Here is an 18,062-nt window from a genome sequence, read left to right as displayed (position 1 = left end):
CCCGAGCTCAGCCGCCGTACTGCGGCTTGAGCTGACCCGCCAACGACGCCAGCGGCACATTGGCGACGACGGTCCCACCGTCCATCGACCAGCTGAAACGATCTCGTGGACTTGGGCTTTCACGGGACATCGGCTGGTCCGGCATGTAGAGACGCAGTGAATCACCGGTCAGCGCGAACGCCCGGTAGTTGCCCGAGTAACCCGGACCGTCGCCGTCGGGCTGGAACTCCTCCACGGTGAACGGATAGGTGCCCGGTGCGTGCGGCGGCGCGGCGGCGTCGAGCACCGGCGGCAGGATCGGTGCGGCGGCAGCCGAAACCGCCTGATTGGCATTGACTCCCGCCCGGAACAAATCGGGCAGGTACAGCCGGCGGCCGGCATTCATGTCGAAGAGGAAGGACCGGTAGGCGTTGTTGGACTGGATGCCGAAAGGCTCGAACGTCTCGTGGACGACCACCGACTGCAGGCCCCCGGGCCCGGGAATGATCTCGTAGTCGGCACGCGCACTGCTGTCCCGCGGCGTGGTGTTGCCGGTGGCACGCCAGCCGTTGAACAGCCGCGTGTAGTAGTCACGCAATACCGGCCCGGCGGTCGGGTTGTCGATCAGTTCGGCCGGAACCCGCAGGGACAGCAGCATTTCGGCTTCTCGCTGAGATTTGACGACGGCGGTGCAGGCACCGCCGTCCCAGACCGCGCCGAGTTGCGAGCAGAAACTATCGATGGCCGCGTGGGCGACGGGCGCGCCAGTCAAACACGTCGTGGCGACCACCGTTGCACCCACGGCAGCCAGGGCCGCCCGGACTCTACTTGCCACGTTTACCGTCCGCTCCGGCGAGCAGCACCTCGGCCGCCAGCCACCTGTCTCCCACCTTGCGCATCGTCATCGACACGCTGACGTAATCGGTCCGCTTCTCTTTGACCCCGGCACTGGTGACGTCCTGCTTCACCGACAGCAGCACGTCGACGTCATCGCCCCGCACGTCCTTGACCGCAGAGTCCTCGACCACACCCGTCGTGCTGACCTTGTTGTCGATCAACATCTTTCGCATGGTCGCCGCGGCCTTGCTGTAGGCATCCTTGAACTCACCCGTCGCCCCACCCAGGACATCGGCGAAATTCTTGTCGATCGTGTTCTGGTCGGTGGTGGTCAGCGTGACGGCGTATGCGCGCGCTGCTGTGAGAGCTTCTGCTGCCTCGGCGTCACGCTGATGCTGGGCGTATACCAATGCCCACGCGGTGCCCGCCGCGGCCGACAGCGCGATGATCACGACGGCCACGGCCCAGCAGAGGCTGCGCCGGACGGCATACGTCTTCGGGGCCTTGGGCTCGGCGGCCTCCGCCGGCGTGGGTGACTCGGCCTCGAGGGCCTCGTCCACGTCGACGTCGGTGATGTCGGTCTCCTTGTCGGTCACAGGATTTCGACCCTGCTGGCCAGCCAGCGGTCGCCGACCTTCTCCATGGTCATGTCGATGCGGTTGCGGTCGATGCGTGGGCTCGGGTTGTTCGCGTTGGTGATCGACTGGTCGACGAACAGCAGCACCTCGACCTTGTCGGGTGTCGCCGACTTGACTGCCGCCGCGACGACGATGCCCGTTCCGGAGGCCTTGTTGTCGATCAGCACCTGCCGCAGTTGCGTGGCGCCCTGGCTGTAGGCGTCCTTGAACTCGCCGGTGGAACCATCGAGCGACTTGCGGTAGTTCTCATCGATGTTCTTGGCGTCCAACGTCGTCAGCACCACGGCGTAGTCCTTGGCGGCCTGCAGTGCCGCGTCACTCGCGGCGTTGACCTGGTACTGCTCGTACTGCCGCCAGCCCAGGAAGCCCAGTGCTGCCACCAGAATCGTGAACAGCAACGCGCACACCACCGCGGCCAGACCGACCCGCCGCTTCTCGGCCGCGGCAGGTTCCGCGCTCTCCACGGCCGCATCCGTCTCTGTCACATCGGCGGCACGGGACTCGACCGGCGCTTCGGCCGCTTCGGTTTCGGTGTCGTGCACCTGGTCGAATACGTCGGTACTTGCAGTTCGTTTACTCATCACTTCTCGCGTGTCTCGTGGACCGTCAGTTCGGCATCGGGTACGGGTACGCCGCACCGCCGTACGGGGTGTCGATCGTGTAGCCCGGGTAGTGCGGCGTCTTGTCGGTCACCGCATGGGGGTCATATCCCGGCGGCGGACCGGCAGTGTCGTCACCCGGCGGCCGCGGCGCGTTGCGGGCGCCGCGAACCAACAGCGATGGATCCTGATCCTCACAGTAGGTGTATTTGTACGGCTCGGGGAAACTCGCGTCCGACGGGGCGTGCCGCGGCAGGTTGTAGTCGCACCGGTACTTCGGGTAGATGTCACCGATCGCCCAGACACCGCCATCGTGGACGACGGACGCGAAGCGGTCGATGAACGGGTCCCGATCCGGCCGCCAGATGTACTCCAGGCCCGGAATGCGTTGGTAGATCACCTGCGAGGTCGTGGTCAGGTTGCCGAGGATCTGCACCACGTTCTGCCGGTTGTCCGCGATCAGGTTGTCCAGCGTCGCCAGCTGTGGCTCACCGCGCTCGACGAGGGTGCGGAAACCGCCGTCCATCTTGTTCACGCCGTCGAGCACCTTGGTCAGGTCGTTGGTGGTGGCCGCCAGGCCCGGGCGGACGTCGGCGACGGTGCTGAACACGACGCGGGTGGTGCGAATCATGCTCACGGTCTCCGGCAGCACCGAGTCCACGGTGTTGGCCAACAAGCTGGCACCGTCCAGGATCGCGGCCAGCTTGCGCGGGCCGTCCTTGGTGACGTGCAGCTCGTTGAACATCTTGCCGAGCTTGTCGGCGTCGAGCTGCGCCAGCGCGCCGCGGCTGTGGTCGATGATGTGCGGCAAGGTCACCGGGATGCTGGCCTGCTTGCCCGAAATGACCGCGCCATCAGTGAGATACGGGCCACCGCCGTGCTCCGGCCGGAAGTCCAGGTACTGCTCCCCAGCCGCCGACAGGCCGGAGACCCGCACCGGGCTGTCGGTCGGGATGTGCGCCGACGCGTCGACCGAGGCGACCGCCTCGACGCCGGTCTTGGTGAGGTTGACCGCCGCGACGTGGCCGATCGGGATGCCACGCAACGTGACATCCTGATTGGCCAGCAGGCCACCGGATTCGGGCAGCATGATCCGGATGGCGATGGTCCGGTGGAACGGGTTGAACCGCAGGCCGTCGATCGCGATGTAGCCGAAGGCGATCACCGCGGTGAGCAACAGGCCGAACAGCGCGAGCACCACCTTGCGGCTCGCCACCGCCTTGACGATCCGAATGATGAACGCCACCAGGCTGTTCAGCGCGTTCATCGGGTTCGGTCCGATCCGTAGATGCGGCCGAGCAGCATGTTCCACTCGTAACGCAGGCTGCCGATCATCAGGTGCCAGTCGGTGCCGTCGGGTCCGTGGATACCGGGGTCGCCCGCGTAGTTCTTGTCGGGCAGCGCACCGATCGCGATTCTCGAGATCTCCGCCTCCACGTGCACCGCGGTAGAGGTGGTGGCCTTGACCAGGATGCCGATGAGCCGGTTGAACGCGGTGAGCGAGATGTTCGGGTCCATGGCGATCTCGTTGAACACCGCCGACAGCTTGTTCACGTCGGCCGCGACACTGCGGGTGTCGGTGCCCTGCATCGACGGGAACTTGGACAGCTGCCGCGTGATCCGGCCGACGTTGTCCACCACGTCCATGATCCGCGTGGTGTTGTCGGAGATGACCGCCAGCGCGGGGGCGCCGGCGGCCAGCGCGGTGTCGATGCTCTGCTGGTGCCGGGCGACCTCGGCCGCCATGTTCGACGTGCTGCGCAACGTCGCGTCCAGCTGCGCCGTCCGCGCCGACATCTTCGACAGGAACTGGTTGGTTTCCGAGATGAGCGCGGCCAGCTTCTCGCCGCGCCCGCCGACCACTCGGCCGGCGCCGTTGACATCGGTGGTCAGCGCGCGGATGGCGCCGCCGTTGACGAGCATGGCCAGCGAGTTGAGGAGTTCCTCGACCGTCGGTGCCGCCGCCGTCGACCCCAACGGGATGGTGTCACCGCCCCGCAGCAGCGCACCGCCGTCCGACTTGTCGTCCGGCGGGCGAATCTGCAGGAACACGTCGCCGAGCGGTGTGGCCGAACGCAGTTCGGCCGTACTGCCCACCGGCAGCGGCACATCCTGGCGGATCCGCATGGACACCTTCGCGGTGAAGTCCACGGCGTCGATCGACGTGACCTCACCGATGTCCGCGCCGTACAGGCGCACTTTCGCCTTCGACGGCAGGTTCAGCGCGTCGGTGAACACCGCGTTGAGTTCGTAGGTCCCGCCCCGGGAGCCCGGGGACGGCAACGGCACACTGTCCAGGCCGGCGGCGCAGCCGGTCATCAGCACGACACCGCCGAGAACCCCGGCCCAGCGCGCGCCGCGCACAACGGATTTCACGCTCATCGCGTCGGCCCTCCCGGTGCGGGTGCGGCGGGCGCAGGCGACGGCGTGGTGGCGGCAGCCCCCTGCTTGGGCGGCTCGCCCTGACCCGACGGGCTGATACCGTTGGCCATCAGATCCATCATCGAGGTCAAGCCGAAGTCGGGGCCGTAGTCCTGCAACGTGCCGGTGGCACAGCCCAATTGCTTCAGGCCCATCAGGTTGCAGAGTTCCTTGTTCAGCTGGTTGTACGCCAACAACTTGTCGGTCAAGAGATGTCCGCGGATGCTGCCGCCCACTGGGTCCAGGACGTTGTAGACGTTGTCCAGGGCCAGCGGCAGGACATCCAGCGTCTCTTCCAATTCGCGTTTGTTGTCCGAAAGGGACCGCACCACGGGGTCCAGGTCGCCGAACGCGCCCTTGAGCTGGTCGCGGTGGCGCTCGAGCAACCCGCTGACCTCTTCGAGGATCTCGTTGGCCTTGGCTCCGGTGCGCCCCGACCCCAGATTCTGGTCGGCAAGGATGTCGCTCAGTTGGTGCACATTGTTGCCGAACTTGCGGACGGCGTCATCGTTCTCGGCCGCGGACTGGGTCAGGTCCGAGACACTGCGAATGATCTCCTGCAGGTTCTTCTCGGTCTTGGCACCACCATCGGGACCGACCTTGAGGGCCTCCGACAACTTGGTCAACGTGGACTTGATCTGGGTGCTGTTCTCAGAGCTGATCCGAGACCCCAGATCCACCAGATCGCCCAGCGGGCCACCGCCCTGCGGGTTGCCCTTGAGGGCGGTACCCAGTTTGTCGATCATGGACAGCGTCTTGTCGAATTCGACCGGAGTCCTGGTGTGGCCCAACGCGATCAGGTCGCCGTCGCGCAGCTTGTTTCCGCCGCGGTAGGGCGGAGTCAGCTCGACGTGCCGATCGGTGAGGATCGAGGCGGAGACGGTGGCGGCCGTGACGTCGCTGGGAATCGGGATCTTCTTGTCGATGTCCATGGTGACCTCGATGTAGCCACCCTTGTTCACCACCGAGTCGACCTTGCCCACCTGCATGCCGAGCACCGACACCGCGTTGCCGGGATACAACCCGACGGCGTCCTGGAAGTGCGCCGTCACGGTGATGTTGCGTTGCCAGATGCGCGGCGCCACGGCGGCCGCGGTCGTCACCAGTGCGACGATCACAATCACGGCGATCGCCCCGATCATCAAGGCGCGCTTACTCATTTGCAGTCCTTGAAGTATTCGACGATGTTGAACTGCCGGGCCCGGCCGCTGATGGCGCACATCCAGGAGTCGACCATGATGCCCGCAGGCAGGGTGATGTCGGCACCGTTACCGCTACCGGTCAGGTTGGCGATGTTGCGTGCGGTGATCGGCGCGACCTGCAGGATGCTGCGGACCAGAGCGTCGTGGTCGGCGAGCAGCTTGGCGAACTCGTGCAGGTTGGCGATCAAGGCGTCGAGTTGCGGCTCGTTGGCCAAGAGCGTGTGGGCCCGGTCGGCAAGCAGTGTCACGCCGTCGAAGAGCCGTTGCATCGCAGCGCGCCGGGTGGTGATCTCCCCGAGAATCTGGTTGCCCTGCAACACAAGTGCGCCAAGGTCGGCCTTCTGGCGATGCAACAGCGCCGCGATGGTGTCGGCGTTGGTGATCAGCGTGCCGATCTGGTCGCGGCGGGACTGGATGACCCCGGCCAGTGAGTTCAGATTGGTCAGCGCTTCCGGTAGTGCGTCGGGCACCCCCTGCAGGCTGCCGCTCATCACCCGCACCGACTCGGCGATCTTGTCCGCATCGAGCGGCGACAGCGTGCTGGTCGCACCCTCGAGCGTCTTCTGCAAGTCATACGGCACCTCGGTATGACTCAATTTGATGGTGTTGCCGGCGAGATGGCCCGCACCGGCGGGGCTGATCTCCAGGTACCGCGAGCCCAAGATGGTCGTGAGTTTGATGGCCGCACGTGTTTCTGTCCCCAGCCGCACGTTCTTGTCGGCTTTGAACGTCACCACCACGTGGTCACCGGCCAGCTCGACGTTCTGCACCTCGCCGACGTTGATGCCCGCGATGGTCACCGCATTGCCGGATTTGATCGCCGCGGCCTGGGCGAACTCGGCGGTGTACTGCTTCTTTCCGATGTCCAGGATGCTGACCAGCACCACGGCGGCGACCATCACCACGATGACCGTCAGACCGATGACGCCGAGCCAGAATTTGTTGTAGTCCTCCAGGACTCGCTTGCGCCCGCCCGGGATGTTCTTCGGGCGCAGGGGGCCACCGAACAGGCTGCTCATCGGCACACCGCCGTGTGCCAGGTCTCGTTGCCGTTGCCCGGCGTCGCCGCCACGACGAACCGGCGGAACCAGTTGAGCAGACCGCGCCACAGCCCGAAATCGAGGTCGCAGACGTAGACGTCGATGTAGGTGCCCTCCTGGCCCGCACGGGCAAGTCCCTTGAGCAGCAACGGCACATTGGCCACCGCGTACGCCAGGCGCTGCTTGCCGTCGGTCACGCTGTACTTCAGGAAACCCGGCTCCCGGTCGATGAACTGCTGCATTTGCGGCGTGATCGCGTTGACGATCGCCGACAGCCGCGTGACGTTGGCGGTGATGGACCCCACCGACGAGACCAGCTCGTCGCGCCGGCTGTTCAGCGCGGCGATCGACACCGAGGTTTCGTGCAGCATCGTCTGCAGATTGGCGCTCTGCGCGGCCAGTGTCGTCATCAGCCGGTCCAGGTTCGCGATCAAATCCCCCAGCGCGGCATCGGGACCCGCCAGTGTCTGCGTCAGCACCGACGCCTGCGTCGTCAGGGTCAGGATCGGGCCCTCGTTGCCCTGGAACGCCTTGATGATGGCGTTGGTCAGATTGTCCACCTGCTGCGGGTCGAGCTCGGTGAACAACGGCTCGAAACCGTTGAGCATGTAGGAGATGTCGAACGACGGATTGGTCCGGCTCTCCGGAATCTGCGCTCCGACAGCGAGTTTGCGCTTGTCGCCCTCACCCTGACTCAAACCCAGGTACCGCTGTCCGATGATGTTCTGGTAGGTCACGGAGGCCAGCGTGTTGGTGTACAGCGTCTGGTTGCTGCGGACCTGGAACGTGACCTTGGCCTGGTTGTCCGGCGTCAGCTCGATCTTGTCGACGCGGCCGACCCGAACACCGGCCACCCGGACGTCGTCACCTTCTGCCAGGCCCGACACATCACTGAAGATCGCCGAATAGCTCGAGGTGGGGCCCGCGACGTTGCGCTGCAAGGTCGCGAAGACCATCCAGGTGACGGCCACGGAGAAGACCAGGAACAGCGTCAGGAACACGACGGTGCTGCGCTTCAATTTCATGGCTGTCCCTCCGGGATCGGAGCGACGTGCACGTCCTGCCCCCGGGCCACCGGGCCCAACAGCAACTGAGTGGCGGATGTGGCTGGGCCACCGACGATCTGGCTCAACTGGTCCTTCTCGTTCTGGCTACCGACGGGCCCGACGGTGCCGCCGTAGAGCGGCGCGGACTGCTGCTGAACCTGGCCGGGTGCGCCGGCTTCGGCGGGTAGCGGCGGGCCGGGAGGTGCGGGCGCAACCACCGGGCCGGGCGCCGGCGCGGCCTGCGGCGCGGGTGGCGCGTTGGGGTCCGGCGGGCCGGGAAATTCCGGCACGATCGGAACCGAAAAGCGCGGCGGTGCAATGTTGGGACGGTTCTCGGTCACCCACGGTGGGGTCGCCATACCCATCGATTCCAGGCCGGGCTTGAGGTCGGGCGCGGTCGGGGTTTCCGGCGCGGTCTTGCAGCTCGGCCCCTCCATCGCGCCGTACCGCGGGCAGTCCGCCCGGGTGTACTGGCGCGACGGGTTCATCGAGATGACCGCTTTCCAGATGATGTGGCCGGTGTCCTGATTGACGCCCTCGTCGTAGATCTTGTTGGCCAGCGCCTGCAATCGTGTCGAGACGCCGTGGAATTCGCCGGCGTGGTCGGCCAGCACACCGATCGCCGGTGTCAGTCCGGTGCTGACCTGGATCATCCGGTCACTCTGGTGCTCGAAGGCATCCCCCAGCGTGCCAGTGGTATTCAGGCCACCCGACAGGAAATTGGTCAGCTGCGTGCGCTTCTCGGCGAACGTCCGCATCGGCTGCACCGAACTGTCCAGCGCGGTGAACAGCTCCGGCGACACGGTCCGCAGACTCTCGGCGGCCGCCTTGAGCGCGGACAACGTCGTCGGTCCGGTGTCGTCGGACTTCACGACCGTATTCAGTTGCCGCATGATCTCGTTCACGTCATGGCCGGCGTCGGTGATCTTCTGTCCCCGGCCGTGGGTGGCCTCGGCAATGGCGGCGAAGACGCCGACATTGTTGGCGTCGGGCGACTGGCCGACGGCCTTGAGCAGCTGGCGCAGCTTGGCCAGCACGTTCTGGAACAGCACCGTGGGCAGGGTCTGGTCTTCGAGCACGACATCACCGGAACGGATGGGGCGGGCCCCGTCGCCGTTCTGCACCAGTTGCACCGCCGACACCGCAAAGATGTTGGCGGGCACCACGCGCGCGGTCACGTTGTCGGGGATCTGCGCGGCGAACTGCGGCTGGATGTTGACGTGCACCACGTTCGGCTGACCGTGCTGCGACGGCGTCACACCCGACACCATGCCGACGATGACACCGCGGAACTTGACGTCGGACCGCTCGGGCAGACCGTCACCGATGTTGATGAGCTTGAGCTCCACCCGGACGAAGTCGTCAAGCTTGCCTTGCGATTTCACCACCATGAGGACCGCGGCGAACGAGGCGATCACCGCGAAGCACAGGCCGATGACGCCCAGCTTGCGGTCGGTGGAGCCGCGCGGGTCGTGGTCGAAGGAGTTGCCCATCAGCCACCGAACCTTGCACCACTGATGACGCCCCACAGCGCCATGGTGAGCAGCATGTTGACGATCATCACGACGGTGACGCTGCCGCGCATCGCCCGGCCGGCCGCCACGCCGACACCGGCCGGGCCGCCGGAGGCGAAATAGCCGTAGTAGCACTGGATTGTCGACGAGATGAACACGAAGATCACCGCTTTGACGGTGGCGAACAGCACGTCGCGGCCCTCGAGGAACAGTCCGAAGTAGTGCAGGTAGGTACCCGTGGACTGCCCGGCGACGACGCTGACCAACTGGCACGACAGGTAGGCCAGGGCCAGCGCCGCGAGGAACAGCGGGACCACCGCGATGACCGAGGCCACCACCCGCGTCGCCACCAGGTAGGCCACCGAGTTGATGCCGAGGGTGTCCAGCGCGTCGATCTCGTCGTTGATGCGCATGGCACCCAGCTGCGCGGTGAACCGGCAGCCGGCCTGCGCGATGAACGCCATCGCGATCATCGCCGGCGCCAGTTCTCGGGTCGTCGCGAAGGACGAGACCAAGCCGGTGGCGGGCCCCAGCCCCAACAGGTTCAGCGCGTTGTAGCCCTCGACCGCGACCAGCGCCCCGGCCGTGACACCAAGAACCCCAGCCACATTCAGCGTGCCGCCGCCCACCACGATGGAGCCGTTGCCCCACGTGATGTCCGACAGCAGCCGCAGCAGTTCCTTGCGGTAGCGCAGCCACATCGTCGGCATGGCGAGCACGACCTTGCCGAAGAACTCGACCATGTGCCCGGTCCGCCCGGCACCCTTCAGCAGCCCGCGGCCGACCGCGGAGAACGGCCGCAGCAGACCCGGGGTGAATGTTGACGGAGCTGCCATGTCAGATCGACGTCTTCGGGAACACGACGACGTACAGCTGGCTCATCACCACGTTGACGATCATCATCAGGAGCACCGACTCCACCACCGCGGCGTTGACCGAGTTGGCCACACCGGCCGGACCGCCGCGGGTGTCCAGCCCCTTGTGGCAACTGATCACCGCCACGATGACACCGAAGACGACGGCCTTCACCATCGCCAGCGCAAGATCGCCGACGGTGGAGAACGACGAGAACGTCGCGATGAACGACCCCGGGGTGCCGTTCTGCAGATAGACATTGAACATGTAGCTCGCCAGGTAACCGACGAAGCTCGTCACGCCGGTCAGCAGCACACCGATCAGAACCAGGGCGACCAACCGCGGCACCACGAGGCGCTGGATCGGGGACACACCCATGACCTCCATGGCGGAGATTTCCTCACGCATGGTGCGCGAACCGAGATCCGCGCAGACGGCCGAACCGACGGCCGTCGCCAGCAGCAGCGAGGCGACCAGCGGAGCGCCCTGCCGGATGACGACGAGCCCGGTGGCCGCACCCGACAGGGATGACGCACCGACCTGGCCGGCCAGCAACGCGAACTGGATCGAGAGCGTCACGCTGATCGGGATGGTCACCAGAACCGTTGGGGTGAAGGCGGTTCCGGCCATGAACGCGGCCTGGTCCAGGAATTCGCGCACCTGGAAGCGGCCCTTGACGATGTCGAAGAACAGATACTCCAGCGTCCGCAGCCCGAGCACGATCTGCCCGCCGGCGGTGCTCAGCGATGCGATCGGATGGTTCTGCAGGTAGCGCTTGACCCAGTCGATGGCCTCGGCGATGGCGCCCCACTTCGCCAGTCCCCTTGGTTGTGCCTGGTCGGTCATCGAGCCGCTGCTTCCTTGCCGGACACCGGCCACTCGGTGGCGATGCCGCGGCACACCAGTTCATTGCTTGCCAGGGTCTGCGCGAGCAACTCCTCGCGACTCGGCTTCTGGCCGTAGCGAAGGGCGATACCGAACGGGATGGCGCAGATGGTCTGGGCGGTGGCGCGCACGTCGACGTCGGCCCGGATGTAGCCCTGGTTGATGCCGTCGCGCAGCATGGTCGCCAGCACACGGGCGCCGTCATCGAAGAGACGCTGGAACTCCTCGGTCATCTGCTGATCGACGCCGGCGGCCTGCACGACGATCAACTGCATGAGGCGCGGCTCGTCGGCCAGCAGTTCGCTGTAGGCCATACCGATGCCCAGAAGGTGATCACGGAACTCGATGATGGACGTCAGCTGTCCCGGCCTCGAGTCGCCGATCGCGGCGAGCACGCGGGCGTTCACCTGGCGCACCGCGTGGTCGACGATGTCGCGCTTGTTCTCGAAGTACCGGTAGAACATCGAGTGCCCGGAGCCGAGGCGCTTGGCGATGTGACTGATCGAGGTCTGGTGATATCCCCGCTCAGCGAACTCCGCCAATGCCGCTTCGATGACTTCTTCACGCACCAGCTCGGCGCGTTTCGCACGCTGGCGTTCCGCCATGGTCGCGCGCACCTCGCCTGTCACGCGGATCACAGTAGCGTATCGATTCCGGTTTGGGACACACTCTTCGCGAAACGGAATGAATTGTCTCGCGAGGAAGCGTCCGGGCCGCGCCAGGTTTGCTGAATTTCGCAGTTGGGGTTGCCGCTGCACAGTAGGGCGGGTTATCCGGCCATGGGGCTGTTTGGCCATTTTCACGAAATATCCACAGCTTCGGGCGGTTCCGTGGTACCGGCCGGCGCCGCACTATCCTGCCCCAATGGCAATGGATCGGATCACCGTCGAAGTTCGGGATGGCATCGCCTACGCGACGCTCAACCGGGCCGACAAGATGAACAGCCTGGATCTGCCGATGCTGGAGGCGCTCGCCACGGTCCCCGACCGATTGGCTCGCGACCGTTCGGTGCGCGTCGTGATTCTGCGCGGTGACGGGCGTGCGTTCTGCACGGGGCTGGACTTCGCCGGAGCAAAGCTGCAGGGATTGAGTGCCGTGCGCAACTTCGGCAAGTTCCCCGGACAGAAGACGAACCTGTTCCAGAAGGCCTGCTGGGCTTGGCGCGAGTTGCCGGTACCGGTGATCGCGGCCGTGCATGGCCACTGCTACGGCGGCGGACTGCAGGTCGCCCTGGCGGCGGACTTCCGGATCGCGACGCCGGACTGCAAGCTGTCGGTCATGGAGGCGCGGTGGGGCCTGATTCCGGACATGACCGGGTCGGTGACTCTGCGTGAGCTCCTGCCGATGGATGTGGCCAAGCGGCTCACCATGACCGCGGAGGTGTTCTCCGGCACCGACGCGCTGGGCTACGGACTGGTCACCGCCGTCGCCGACGATCCGCTGCTGGCCGCCGAGGAGCTGGCCGCACAGCTGATCGAGCGGTCGCCCGACGCGCTGGCCGCAACCAAGAAGCTGTTCGACTCGACCTGGACGTCGACGCCGCGGTGGGCATTCTGGTCCGAGTCGCTCTTGCAGCTACGACTGCTGCGGGGGCGCAATCACCGGTTGGCACGCAAGGCCGGCCGTGACGGCAGTCCGGCCTGGGCGCCACGTTCGCTGGGCTGACTTCCGGACTTGTCGTCTGGCTTCGGCTTGGCGTTGGGCTTGGGCGTCAGCGCCTTCGTCGCTTTCGTCAGCTCCTTTGCCACACTGGACAGCGGGTTGGGCAACTGCCCGACTGTCTGCGCCGGCAACGTCTTCTTCGGTTTCTTCGGCGTCGTCTGAGTGAGGCTGACACCGGGGGCGGCAGCCGCGGTCGTGACGGACTTCGGCGCCGCCACCGGTGTCGAGGCACCGGGCTGCATCGCCGCGGCGCGGACCTTGTTCGCCTCGGTGACGACGGCGTTGGCCACGACGTTCACGGCGTTGGTCACCACGCCCCCCGCGGTCTGGACGCCCGCCAGGAACGCGCGCAGCGGATTGCCGCTCTTCGCCAGTTCCTGAGCCACCGCATCGGGCACGTGGAACGCGCCGGCGAGGAAGAAGTTGAAGCCCGGGAAGATCACTGCCGCAACCACATTGATGACGCCGATCACCGCGACCTGGAACACTCCGCGCGGCATGACCGTCGGCTCCGGGTTCCGGACGACGGGCGCGTTGAGCGCGTCGTAGGTCTGCTGGCGGAACTGCTGGAACGCGTCGACCACCGCGCCCGGGCCGGCGGGGATCGCGGGAGGAATGTTGAGCAGGCCCACCACGCCGACCTCGAAGGCGTTGAGCGCCCGCTTCGCCGGAATGGCGGCGTCGGCGTCGATCGCCTTGTCCATGGCGGCGGCCGTGGGTCCCGTCATCGACGCGGCGGCGATGCCGAGGGCCTTGAGCGGTCCGTTGGCCGGCAGCGCGGCGAGGAAGACGCCCGGCTCCTGCAGCGTGGTGGTGACACCTGTCGTGACGGTCTGCGCCAGCAGTGGACAGATGATGGAGCAGTAGATGCCCTGGTTCTTCACGAAGCTGGTGAGCAGTCCGCCCGGCGGAACCGTTGCGGTCAAACGGATTTCCCGTGTCACAGTCGGCGAAGGATGGCCGGCGGCCGGAACAGTGGCCGCCGGTGGCGCGATGACGGCCGCGGCAACGGCGGTCGCGGCGAGAGCGGCGGGCAGGCGTGCGGACAGTTGCATCGTGATCCCCTTGCGCAGCGGTGTACGGGTACCACGATCCGGCGGGCCGTTCGGTTCAATCGGCGCGGGAATCGATCTGCGCGGTCAGTGCGCCGAGGCTGATGAGCAGGTTCCTCGTCGGCGGTTGCGCGAGGTCAGCGACCGTGGTGGTGTTCAGCGACGCATAGAACGCCGCTTTCGCCTGCGCCAACGCCGAGCGGAGCCGGCATGCCGACTGCAGCGGGCAATCCAGCCCGCTGCAGTCGACCAGCTCGGTGTCACCGTCGTCTTCCAGCGACCGCACCACATCGCCCAGGCGGGCGGTACGGCCGGTGGCGGTGAGGGCAAGCCCGCCGCCGCGACCGCGGTCCGCGTCCAGCCACCCGGCCGCCGCCAGATGCGCGCACGCTTTGGTCGCGTGCGTGTAGGAGATCTGCATGTCTTCGGCGATCTGCCGCGTCGACATCCGCTGTCGGCCGTCTTCGGCGGCGAGCCGGATCAAGATCCGCAGCCCGACGTCACTGAAACCGGTCAACCGCACACGGCCACGCTATTTAATCGCCATTTCCGATGCAAATAAAGCGTGGCCGCATGCCCGGTCAGCTCACCAGGTGCTTCTTGAGCTCCGTACGAGCGAGGGCGTTCTTGTGCACCTCATCGGGCCCGTCGGCGAAGCGCAGGGTGCGGATGCCCGCGTACATGGCCGCGAGCGGGAAGTCCTGCGACACCCCGCCGGCGCCGTGCACCTGGATGGCCTTGTCCAGAATCCACTGCACGGTGAGGGGCGTGGCGATCTTGATGGACTGAATCTCGGTGTGCGCGCCGCGATTTCCGACGGTATCCATCAGCCAGGCGGTCTTGAGCACCAGCAGGCGCAGCTGCTCGATGCGGACACGGGATTCGGCGATCCAGTCGCGGATCACGCCCTGCTCGGCCAGCGGCTTGCCGAACGCGACCCGGCTCGCGGCCCGCTGACACATCATCTCGACGGCGCGCTCGGCGACGCCGATCGCCCGCATGCAGTGGTGGATGCGGCCCGGCCCGAGACGGGCCTGGGCGATGGCGAACCCGCCGCCCTCCTCACCGATCAGGTTGGACACCGGCACCCGCACGTCGGTGAACCGCAGTTCGGCGTGCCCGCCATGGTCGTGGTCGTCGTACCCGAACACCTCCATGCCGCGCAGCACCTCGAGGCCCGGGGTGTCGCGAGGAACGAGGATCTGCGACTGCTGGCGGTGACGTTCCGAGCTGGGATCCGTCTTGCCCATGACGATGAACACCTTGCAGTTGGGATTCATCGCGCCGGTGATCCACCACTTGCGACCGTTGATGACGTACTCGTCGCCGTCACGGACGATGGACAGCTCGACGTTGGTGGCGTCCGAGCTTGCCACGTCGGGTTCGGTCATGGCGAAGGCCGACCGAATCTCGCCGTCCAACAACGGTTCCAGCCACCGGCGCTGCTGCTCCTCGGTGCCGAACTCGTTGAGCACCTCCATGTTTCCGGTGTCCGGGGCCGCGCAGTTGAACACCGCGGGTGCCAATTGGATACTGCGGCCGGTGATCTCGGCCAGCGGGGCGTACTGCAGGTTGGTCAGACCCGCACCCTTCTGCCCCGGCAGGAACAGATTCCACAAACCGCGACGACGGGCCTCGGAGCGCAACTCGGTGAGCACCGGCACGCTGTCCCACGCCCACCGGTTGTCCAGCGCGGCAAGCTGCTCGTGGAACGTCTTCTCGGCGGGATAGACGTGGCTCTCCATGAACGCCGTGAGTTCGGCGACCATCTCGTTGGTCTTGGCGTCGTAGGCGAATTCCATATCAGTGCTCCTTGAGTGCGTTGAGGCCGGCGTCCAGCAGGAAATGCACCGCGTCACCGGCGAACGAGAACCCGTCGCCGACGGTCTGTCCGTTGACGTAGCGGTAGTGGATACCCTCGAAGATGCCCGCCATCTTGAAGAAGGCGAGGCCCAGGTAGAACCCGAAATCGCCGAGCGGGCGGTCGATTCCGGCGCGGTAGCGGTCGATGATCTCTTGTTCGGTGAGGAAGCCGGGGGCTTCGCTGACATCGGAGACCTCCCCGTTGCCCGATGCGGCCAACCGCCCGTAGGCCACCATCAAGGCCAGGTCGGTGAGCGAGTCGCCGATGGTGGCCAGTTCCCAGTCGATCACCGCGGCAGGACGGTCCCCGGCGTCGAAGAGCACGTTGTCCAGCCGGTAGTCACCGTGCACGATGCCCGGTGCCGAGTCGGCCGGAACCCGCCCCGCCAGAGCCTGATAGAGCTGCTCCATGACGGGCAGGTCCCGGGTGTGCGCGGCGAGGAACTGCTTGTGCCACCGGCCGACCTGGCGCCCGAGGAAGCCTTCGGGCCGGCCGAAGTCGGCCAGCCCCACCGAGGCGGGGTCGACGGAATGCACCTCGACCAGCGTGTCGATGAGCCGCTCAGAGATGCGCCGCGTGCGCTCGGCTCCCAGGTCCTTCAGTTCGGCGGCTTGCCGGTATGGCGTGCCGTCGATTTCGGCCATCACGTAGAACGGGGCGCCGAGCACGGATGCGTCGTCGCAGAAGCCGTACATGACGGGCACGGGTACCGCGGTGGGCGCCAGTGCCGACATCATCCGGTATTCGCGGCTCATGTCGTGCGCCGTGGCGAGCAGTTCGCCGACCGGGGGCCGACGGACGATCCAGGACGAATCACCGTCTGTGACACGGTAAGTCAGATTGGACTTGCCGCCGGCGATCAACGTCGCCGACAGCGTGGCGCCGGCGCCGGGCACGGTGGACGACAGCCACGCGCCGAGGCGATCCAGGTCCAGCCCCGGCAGTTCGACATGTGCACCGGCAGCCATCAGACGCCACCGCCGAGGAGCACGCCGCCGTCGATCGTCAGGGTCTGGCCGGTCATCCAGCCGGCGTCATCCGACAGCAGGAACGCCACCACCGAACCGATATCCTCCGGCACGCCAAGACGTTTGAGCGCATAGTGCGCGCTGACCTCTTCTTCACGGCCTTCGTAGAGCGCGGTCGCGAAGCGGGTCTTGACGACGGCGGGCGCAACCGCGTTGACGCGGATGTTCGGACCCAGCTCGACGGCCAGCTCCTCGGTGAGGTGAATGACCGCGGCTTTCGACACTCCGTAGAAGGCGATGCCCGGCGCGGGCCGCAGCCCGGCGATCGATGCGACGTTGACGATCGCGCCGCCGTGTTCGCCCTGCCAGGCCCGGTTCACCTTCTGCACCCACGAGAGCGCCGACAACACGTTGACTTCGAGAATCTTGCGCGCGGCGTCCATGTCGATGTCCATGAGCGGTCCGTACACCGGGTTGATGCCGGTGTTGTTGACGAAAAGGTCGGCACTGCCGAAGGTTTCGATCGCCTTGGCCACCACGGCATCCTGATGCTCGGTGTCGTCGCCGCGGCCGGCGACGGCCAGCGCGACATCCGGTCCACCGAGGGTCTCGACGGCGGCGTCCAACGCTTCCTGCTTGCGGGCCGTGATCACCACCTTGGCGCCTTCGTCCACCAGACGCTGGGCGATGGCGAATCCGATGCCACGACTGGCACCCGTGACGATCGCGGTCTTTCCTTCGAATCGCGTGCTCATGTCAACTTCCTCGTGGGGGGGGGTTGCGGTACTGGGCCCCACAACGTGGGACACATAGGCGAAGTGTGCCACACTGGCACACAGCGGCGCAATGTCCCATAATGGGTAAATGTCCGGAGCAGAATCGACGACCCACTCCCCGCGACTGGGGACGGCATTGAGCCGTCAGGCCGCGGTCGACGCTGCAACTCGCCTGTATCTGGCGGGCGAACCGGTCGACATGTCGGCGCTCGCCACCGAACTCGGGATCGGCCGCTCGACTCTCTACCGGCTCGTCGGAAATCGCGAAGACCTTCTCGCGACCGTGCTGGCCGAGGCCACCGAACGCACGTTTCGCCGAGCCCATGCGGAGGTCGTCGCGGAGGCGGAAGCCAAGGGCGAATCGCGCGGTGGTACCGGATTTCTCCTCGCGGTGATGGACCGCTTCCTGAACGCCGTTGTCGACGCGAAACCGCTGCAGGACGTGTCACACCGTGAGCCGCTCCTGATCGTGCGGCTCATGCTGCTGCCCGGACTCGTCGAGCAGACCGCAGGTCGTCTGGTCGGCGAACTCCTCGACGCGGAGGTCGCGGCCGGCCGAATGGAATTGCCGCTACCCACCGCCACTTTCGGCCTGGCACTCATTCGCATGTGCGACGCGCATCTCTACGCGCCACTCCTCGGTGGCGGCGCCCCCGAGATCGGCACCGCACTCGACCTGGTGGCCGCGCTACTCGGCCACAGCCGATCCGACGAAGACTGAATC

19 protein-coding genes are annotated in these 18,062 nt (G+C 66.5%); 2 read left to right on the top strand and 17 right to left on the bottom strand.

Annotated elements, in window-relative coordinates:
* Positions 1-7: 7 nt before the first annotated feature.
* Genes ACJH6H_RS02430 through ACJH6H_RS02375 form a run of 12 tightly spaced genes read right to left on the bottom strand, consistent with a single transcriptional unit; the run spans position 8 to position 11,621 of the window.
* Positions 8-814 carry a hypothetical protein gene (locus ACJH6H_RS02430; RefSeq protein ID WP_244872819.1) on the bottom strand — a complete coding sequence of 269 codons (807 nt, stop codon included), beginning with the start codon at positions 812-814 and terminating at the stop codon, positions 8-10.
* Positions 804-1,412, bottom strand: coding sequence for an Mce protein (locus ACJH6H_RS02425; protein ID WP_212806507.1), 609 nt, complete (start codon positions 1,410-1,412; stop codon positions 804-806). The genes ACJH6H_RS02430 and ACJH6H_RS02425 overlap by 11 nt, the downstream gene beginning before the upstream one ends.
* Entirely contained in the window at positions 1,409-2,035 is a 627-nt protein-coding gene (locus ACJH6H_RS02420; RefSeq protein WP_212806508.1) for an Mce protein, read from the bottom strand. The genes ACJH6H_RS02425 and ACJH6H_RS02420 overlap by 4 nt, the downstream gene beginning before the upstream one ends.
* Positions 2,036-2,060: 25 nt before the next feature.
* Entirely contained in the window at positions 2,061-3,320 is a 1,260-nt protein-coding gene (locus tag ACJH6H_RS02415) for an MlaD family protein (RefSeq protein ID WP_212806509.1), read from the bottom strand.
* Positions 3,317-4,435: an MlaD family protein gene (locus ACJH6H_RS02410; protein WP_406774168.1), complete on the bottom strand. Its 1,119-nt coding sequence runs from the start codon at positions 4,433-4,435 to the stop codon at positions 3,317-3,319. Before ACJH6H_RS02410 ends, ACJH6H_RS02415 begins: the two co-directional genes overlap by 4 nt.
* Positions 4,432-5,634: an MCE family protein gene (locus ACJH6H_RS02405; protein ID WP_406774167.1), complete on the bottom strand. Its 1,203-nt coding sequence runs from the start codon at positions 5,632-5,634 to the stop codon at positions 4,432-4,434. Before ACJH6H_RS02405 ends, ACJH6H_RS02410 begins: the two co-directional genes overlap by 4 nt.
* Entirely contained in the window at positions 5,631-6,695 is a 1,065-nt protein-coding gene (locus ACJH6H_RS02400) for an MCE family protein (RefSeq protein WP_212806511.1), read from the bottom strand. The genes ACJH6H_RS02405 and ACJH6H_RS02400 overlap by 4 nt, the downstream gene beginning before the upstream one ends.
* Positions 6,692-7,741: an MlaD family protein gene (locus ACJH6H_RS02395; protein ID WP_406774166.1), complete on the bottom strand. Its 1,050-nt coding sequence runs from the start codon at positions 7,739-7,741 to the stop codon at positions 6,692-6,694. Before ACJH6H_RS02395 ends, ACJH6H_RS02400 begins: the two co-directional genes overlap by 4 nt.
* Positions 7,738-9,255 carry an MlaD family protein gene (locus tag ACJH6H_RS02390; protein WP_406774165.1) on the bottom strand — a complete coding sequence of 506 codons (1,518 nt, stop codon included), beginning with the start codon at positions 9,253-9,255 and terminating at the stop codon, positions 7,738-7,740. Before ACJH6H_RS02390 ends, ACJH6H_RS02395 begins: the two co-directional genes overlap by 4 nt.
* Entirely contained in the window at positions 9,255-10,112 is an 858-nt protein-coding gene (locus tag ACJH6H_RS02385; protein WP_406774164.1) for an MlaE family ABC transporter permease, read from the bottom strand. The genes ACJH6H_RS02390 and ACJH6H_RS02385 overlap by 1 nt, the downstream gene beginning before the upstream one ends.
* A gap of 1 nt (position 10,113) precedes the next feature.
* Complete coding sequence (locus ACJH6H_RS02380; RefSeq protein ID WP_208103616.1) at positions 10,114-10,977, bottom strand: ABC transporter permease; 864 nt, start codon at positions 10,975-10,977, stop codon at positions 10,114-10,116.
* Entirely contained in the window at positions 10,974-11,621 is a 648-nt protein-coding gene (locus tag ACJH6H_RS02375) for a TetR/AcrR family transcriptional regulator (protein WP_318984299.1), read from the bottom strand. Before ACJH6H_RS02375 ends, ACJH6H_RS02380 begins: the two co-directional genes overlap by 4 nt.
* Before the next feature lie 265 nt (positions 11,622-11,886).
* Between ACJH6H_RS02375 and ACJH6H_RS02370 the strand changes: the two genes are divergently transcribed.
* The gene (locus tag ACJH6H_RS02370; RefSeq protein ID WP_212814705.1) at positions 11,887-12,681 is read left to right on the top strand and encodes a crotonase/enoyl-CoA hydratase family protein; all 795 of its coding nucleotides are present in this window, start codon (positions 11,887-11,889) and stop codon (positions 12,679-12,681) included.
* On the opposite strand, the gene ACJH6H_RS02365 is transcribed toward ACJH6H_RS02370, so the two are convergent.
* From ACJH6H_RS02365 to ACJH6H_RS02345, 5 genes are read right to left on the bottom strand one after another with little or no spacing between them, the layout of a single operon-like run.
* Positions 12,615-13,733 carry a hypothetical protein gene (locus ACJH6H_RS02365; RefSeq protein WP_406774163.1) on the bottom strand — a complete coding sequence of 373 codons (1,119 nt, stop codon included), beginning with the start codon at positions 13,731-13,733 and terminating at the stop codon, positions 12,615-12,617. The genes ACJH6H_RS02370 and ACJH6H_RS02365 overlap by 67 nt on opposite strands.
* 55 nt (positions 13,734-13,788) lie before the next feature.
* Complete coding sequence (locus ACJH6H_RS02360; protein ID WP_406774162.1) at positions 13,789-14,253, bottom strand: RrF2 family transcriptional regulator; 465 nt, start codon at positions 14,251-14,253, stop codon at positions 13,789-13,791.
* Positions 14,254-14,311: 58 nt separating this feature from the next.
* Positions 14,312-15,532, bottom strand: coding sequence for an acyl-CoA dehydrogenase family protein (locus tag ACJH6H_RS02355; RefSeq protein ID WP_406774161.1), 1,221 nt, complete (start codon positions 15,530-15,532; stop codon positions 14,312-14,314).
* A 1-nt stretch (position 15,533) separates the two neighbouring features.
* On the bottom strand, positions 15,534-16,562 hold the full coding sequence (locus ACJH6H_RS02350) for a phosphotransferase family protein (RefSeq protein ID WP_406774160.1): 1,029 nt from the start codon (positions 16,560-16,562) through the stop codon (positions 15,534-15,536).
* Entirely contained in the window at positions 16,562-17,317 is a 756-nt protein-coding gene (locus ACJH6H_RS02345; protein WP_212806520.1) for an SDR family oxidoreductase, read from the bottom strand. Before ACJH6H_RS02345 ends, ACJH6H_RS02350 begins: the two co-directional genes overlap by 1 nt.
* Before the next feature lie 109 nt (positions 17,318-17,426).
* Between ACJH6H_RS02345 and ACJH6H_RS02340 the strand changes: the two genes are divergently transcribed.
* Entirely contained in the window at positions 17,427-18,059 is a 633-nt protein-coding gene (locus ACJH6H_RS02340; RefSeq protein ID WP_406774159.1) for a QsdR family transcriptional regulator, read from the top strand.
* The last annotated feature ends 3 nt before the right edge of the window (positions 18,060-18,062 follow it).

Source organism: Mycobacterium sp. SMC-21, from assembly GCF_045310825.1.
In the GTDB taxonomy this organism is placed as follows: Bacteria; Actinomycetota; Actinomycetes; order Mycobacteriales; family Mycobacteriaceae; genus Mycobacterium.
This window is presented reverse-complemented; position numbering and strand designations above follow the sequence as displayed.

Bases quoted from the DNA above. Each gene is read 5' to 3' on its own strand.
- ACJH6H_RS02375 (WP_318984299.1), bottom strand. From the start codon at position 11,621: ATGGCGGAACGCCAGCGTGCGAAACGCGCCGAGCTGGTGCGTGAAGAA.
- ACJH6H_RS02345 (WP_212806520.1), bottom strand. From the start codon at position 17,317: ATGAGCACGCGATTCGAAGGAAAGACCGCGATCGTCACGGGTGCCAGT.
- ACJH6H_RS02395 (WP_406774166.1), bottom strand. From the start codon at position 7,741: ATGAAATTGAAGCGCAGCACCGTCGTGTTCCTGACGCTGTTCCTGGTC.
- ACJH6H_RS02420 (WP_212806508.1), bottom strand. From the start codon at position 2,035: ATGAGTAAACGAACTGCAAGTACCGACGTATTCGACCAGGTGCACGAC.
- ACJH6H_RS02410 (WP_406774168.1), bottom strand. From the start codon at position 4,435: ATGAGCGTGAAATCCGTTGTGCGCGGCGCGCGCTGGGCCGGGGTTCTC.
- ACJH6H_RS02365 (WP_406774163.1), bottom strand. From the start codon at position 13,733: ATGCAACTGTCCGCACGCCTGCCCGCCGCTCTCGCCGCGACCGCCGTT.
- ACJH6H_RS02390 (WP_406774165.1), bottom strand. From the start codon at position 9,255: ATGGGCAACTCCTTCGACCACGACCCGCGCGGCTCCACCGACCGCAAG.
- ACJH6H_RS02400 (WP_212806511.1), bottom strand. From the start codon at position 6,695: ATGAGCAGCCTGTTCGGTGGCCCCCTGCGCCCGAAGAACATCCCGGGC.
- ACJH6H_RS02415 (WP_212806509.1), bottom strand. From the start codon at position 3,320: ATGAACGCGCTGAACAGCCTGGTGGCGTTCATCATTCGGATCGTCAAG.
- ACJH6H_RS02405 (WP_406774167.1), bottom strand. From the start codon at position 5,634: ATGAGTAAGCGCGCCTTGATGATCGGGGCGATCGCCGTGATTGTGATC.
- ACJH6H_RS02370 (WP_212814705.1), top strand. From the start codon at position 11,887: ATGGATCGGATCACCGTCGAAGTTCGGGATGGCATCGCCTACGCGACG.
- ACJH6H_RS02340 (WP_406774159.1), top strand. From the start codon at position 17,427: ATGTCCGGAGCAGAATCGACGACCCACTCCCCGCGACTGGGGACGGCA.
- ACJH6H_RS02385 (WP_406774164.1), bottom strand. From the start codon at position 10,112: ATGGCAGCTCCGTCAACATTCACCCCGGGTCTGCTGCGGCCGTTCTCC.
- ACJH6H_RS02380 (WP_208103616.1), bottom strand. From the start codon at position 10,977: ATGACCGACCAGGCACAACCAAGGGGACTGGCGAAGTGGGGCGCCATC.
- ACJH6H_RS02355 (WP_406774161.1), bottom strand. From the start codon at position 15,532: ATGGAATTCGCCTACGACGCCAAGACCAACGAGATGGTCGCCGAACTC.
- ACJH6H_RS02350 (WP_406774160.1), bottom strand. From the start codon at position 16,562: ATGGCTGCCGGTGCACATGTCGAACTGCCGGGGCTGGACCTGGATCGC.